General features: G+C 63.5%; 4 protein-coding genes. All 4 read right to left on the reverse strand.

What is annotated here, in order from left to right:
- On the reverse strand, positions 1-573 hold a 573-nt coding region (locus ACIQ17_RS32000), incomplete at its 3' end, for a WecB/TagA/CpsF family glycosyltransferase (protein ID WP_398473566.1).
- Between the two features lie 144 nt (positions 574-717).
- Entirely contained in the window at positions 718-1,854 is a 1,137-nt protein-coding gene (gene galE, locus ACIQ17_RS32005; RefSeq protein ID WP_398473568.1) for a UDP-glucose 4-epimerase GalE, read from the reverse strand.
- 119 nt (positions 1,855-1,973) lie between these two features.
- The gene (locus ACIQ17_RS32010) at positions 1,974-2,945 is read right to left on the reverse strand and encodes a glycoside hydrolase family 26 protein (protein WP_398473569.1); all 972 of its coding nucleotides are present in this window, start codon (positions 2,943-2,945) and stop codon (positions 1,974-1,976) included.
- A gap of 5 nt (positions 2,946-2,950) precedes the next feature.
- Positions 2,951-3,647, reverse strand: a 697-nt coding sequence (locus ACIQ17_RS32015; protein ID WP_398473571.1) for an SGNH hydrolase domain-containing protein, incomplete at its 5' end; no start/stop codon positions are given.

A 3,647-nucleotide genomic window follows, 5' to 3' on the forward strand; every position in this document is an offset into this window, starting at 1 on the left:
ACCATGCCGTGCGCCGACAATGTCGAGGTCGGGATATTGCCGCCGCACCGCGCTGACGGCCAACCGGTTCACCTCATCGGTGGCGCCGAGCATGTACATAGTCGCACCGCGTGCGCTGGCCTCGATGGCGACGTCGTGAAACAGGTCAGTGGTGGCGACCCGCTCGGGCAGCGGCGTGTCGCTGACCAGATGCGACGCGAACACATGCGGCATGCCGTCGGCATGGATGGCGTCAGCCTGGGTGAACAGATCCTTCTGCGCGTCATCGGTGGCGCAGCGATAGGCGACTTCGCCATTGGTGGAGGTGACATAGACCGGGAAGCGCCACAGGCCCTTGCGCTGTAGCGCCTGGTCAACCATCACCTTCGCCGCATCGTCGCGGTCGGTGACCACGACCTGCAGCCCGCCGAGCCAGATGCGGCGCCAGCGTGTCAGCGGATTGCCGCGGCGGTCACCGCTCAGGCGACGATCATCGCCGCCGCGTGCTGCCACGGCGCTCTGCGTGTCCTCGAAGGTGGATCGCCGGCGATCGTCGCCCTGCCGTTCGGTGATGGGGTCGCGTTGCGCGGACATGATGGCTTTGCTTGAAATCGGTGAGGTTCGAAACTGTCGAAACAAATACCTAGATCGACTTTCATAGGTATCAATTGCTCCGTCCAGCGCGGAGCCGGAACAGGGTAAACGGGGGGACAATCCGGGCGGCGAAAACCGTCGCGCTCAGACCAGCGGCACTGTCTCGCTTTGAGACGCGGTGACCACCGGCGGCAGCAGCGATGGACTATCTGTCGCAGTCGCGATCTCCAGCCGCGCTTCCCAGGCGAGCGCATCGCGCACGATGGCGGCGAGATCGTCGTGCTGCGGCATCCAGCGCAGCTCGCGCAGGGCGCGCGCATTGGCCGCAACCAGCGACGCAGGATCGCCCGCGCGACGCGGCTTCAGGCGCACGGGAAAATCGACCTGCGCGACATCCTTCACCACCGCGATGACATCGAACACCGAGTAGCCCCGGCCATAGCCGATATTGCAGGCGATGCTGCCATGGCCGCGATCGAGGCAAGCGAGCGCATCGAGATGGCCGCGCGCGAGATCGCTGACATGCACATAGTCGCGAACGCACGAACCGTCCGGTGTCGCATAGTCGGTACCGAACACATCAAGCCCGTCGCGGCGGCCGAGTGCGGCCTGCACCGCCATCTTGATCAGATGTGTCGCCTTGGCCGAACTCTGTCCCGCGCGCCCGGCTGGATCGGCGCCCGCCACGTTGAAGTAGCGCAACGCCGCATAGCGTAGCGGATGCGCATGCGCGGTGTCTTCCAGCATCCACTCCATCATCAGCTTGGAGCGGCCGTAAGGATTGATCGGGCTGCGCGGCTGGTCTTCGTCGATCACGGCCACGTCCGGCTGGCCATAGACGGCGGCGCTGGAGGAGAAGATGAAATTGCTGACATCGCTGCGAACACAACTCGCCAGCAACGACTGCGCATTGGCGACATTGTTGCCGTAGTAACCCAGCGGATTGCTCACGGATTCCGACACGACGATATCGGCGGCAAAGTGAAACACGGTGTCGATCCCGTGCCTCGCCAGCACCGTCGTGGTGAGCTCGGCATCACCGCAATTGCCGGGATAGAATGGCACATCCAGCGGCACCGCCGAGCGATGCCCGGTGGAGAGATTGTCGATCACCACCGTACGAAAGCCGGCATCGCGCAGGCACAACACCATGTGGCTGCCGATATAGCCGGCGCCGCCCGTGACAAGCACGCTGCGCGCGCTGCCGTCCGAGCGCTGATTAAGCCGTTCGCCTGGATGCCTGATCACGATGGACACGATGCTCGCGGTTGAAGGAGACATGCGACACGCGACGCGTCCTGCGGATCAGGATAGGCGCGCGACGTGATGTTGGTATCTATCTCCGTCTAAATTCGCTTGAATCCGGATCGCTAAATCCGCGGCATCGCGGTCAGGATCTGTTAACGATCCGTGCGCCGGAACAGTTTTCTGAACAGCGCTGCCGAGTTCGGGAAATTGTTGGTGTCGAGCTGAGTCGGCCAGTCGCCATCCACATTGAAATAGGCGGCATAGGCAATGCTGGCGTCGTTCTGCACGAACCAGTCGTGCATTTGCTGCACGAAATATGGATTGTCGCCGAACTGCCCGACACCCCATTCGGGATAGCTCATCTTCTTGCCATGGGCGGCGGCGAAATCGCGCTGCCATTCAAGACCGTAATCGGCTTTCAGATAACGGTCGCGCCAGCGCTCTTCCGCATTCCCCGGCCATTTGAAATCATAGACATCCATGCCGATGTAATCGACCACGTCGTCACCGGGATAGACTGAATCGGCCGGCAGTTCCTGACGTCCCCAGTTCGGACACCAGTCGAACTTGAAGTGCGGCGACGTGCGCCGGAAGATGCCGACCACATGCCGGAAGGCGCGGATGTAGTCCTGTTCCTGGCCCTTGGCGAACCACGGCGTGCCGATGCTGTTCATCTCCCAGCCGATGCGGATGATGGCGCGGGGCTGCGCATCCGCGATGGCCCGCGCGGCCGCTGCAAATTCGCGATCATGCAACCCGTTGGCGACATCGGCGAGGGGCGTGCCCTTCACTGTCAGCGGAAACGACCACGATACGTTGCGGTTCGGATTGAGGCGCTGCCACAGTGCCGGCACCCAGCGATAGTCCTCGAAGTCGGACCACTTGTCGTGCCCGTAGTAATCCACGGCAAGCGCCGAGCTGCGCGGCTGGTTGAGGTCGTCCTCCCATTTGCGCAGATTGAACTCGCGACCTTTGTCCCCCCACAGCACGAAGGCGCCGGCGTACTTTGCCGTCGGCAGGGCTGCGATCGAGGGTTCAGACCGCGCCGCGCCAGAGCGCGACGGGAAGATCAGCCCGCCGAGCGAGGCGGCACCAGCCAGGGCGATGAAGCTTCGGCGTTTCATAGGGCTCACCGCGACGTTGCGCTGGCGGCATGCGACAGCGGGCGCTCGCCGCGCAAGGCTGCTGCGATCCGCGCGCCGATGATATCAGCACCGGCATTGGTGAGATGCCCGGCATCGAATTGCAGCGGCACGTCGCGCTCCGCATAGACCTGGCAACGGTCTTGCGGGCACACGGCGTCATAGACCGAGATGTAATCGGCGCCATGGGCGCGTGCGATGTCGCGCAAGGCGTTGTCGCGCTCGGGGATGCCGGCGCTGCGATGGCTGCGCGCGATCGACGTGTCGTTCTTCAGGATTTCGTTGACCAGCAGCCGCGGCAGCGCGCCGTCATATTCGACGATCGGGCCGAGCACGGTCACCTTCAGCCCGCGGGCGCGCAGCGTATCCAGCGTGCTGGCGAGCAAGGTAAAATCCTCGTCTTTCCAGGACGCCGAGAGCAGCACACGATCGATCTTGTGCCCGGTCAAGAAATTGCCGAACACCTCGTTCATCAGCCGCGGGCAGGCGCGGCTGTCCAGCGCTGACACTGGCTGGATCAACGGCCGGCACATGCTGGCGCTGGCCTGTAACAGATTGACGTCGGGCAGTGCCTTGGCAAGGCCAGACCACAGATGTGCGGCATGGCTGTCGCCGAGCAGGAGATAGTTCGGCTTGTTGGCGTCCATCTTCAGGCAGGTCTCGCTGTCGAAGCGCTGACGATTG

Source organism: Tardiphaga sp., from assembly GCF_044340795.1.
Classification (GTDB): Bacteria; Pseudomonadota; Alphaproteobacteria; order Rhizobiales; family Xanthobacteraceae; genus Tardiphaga.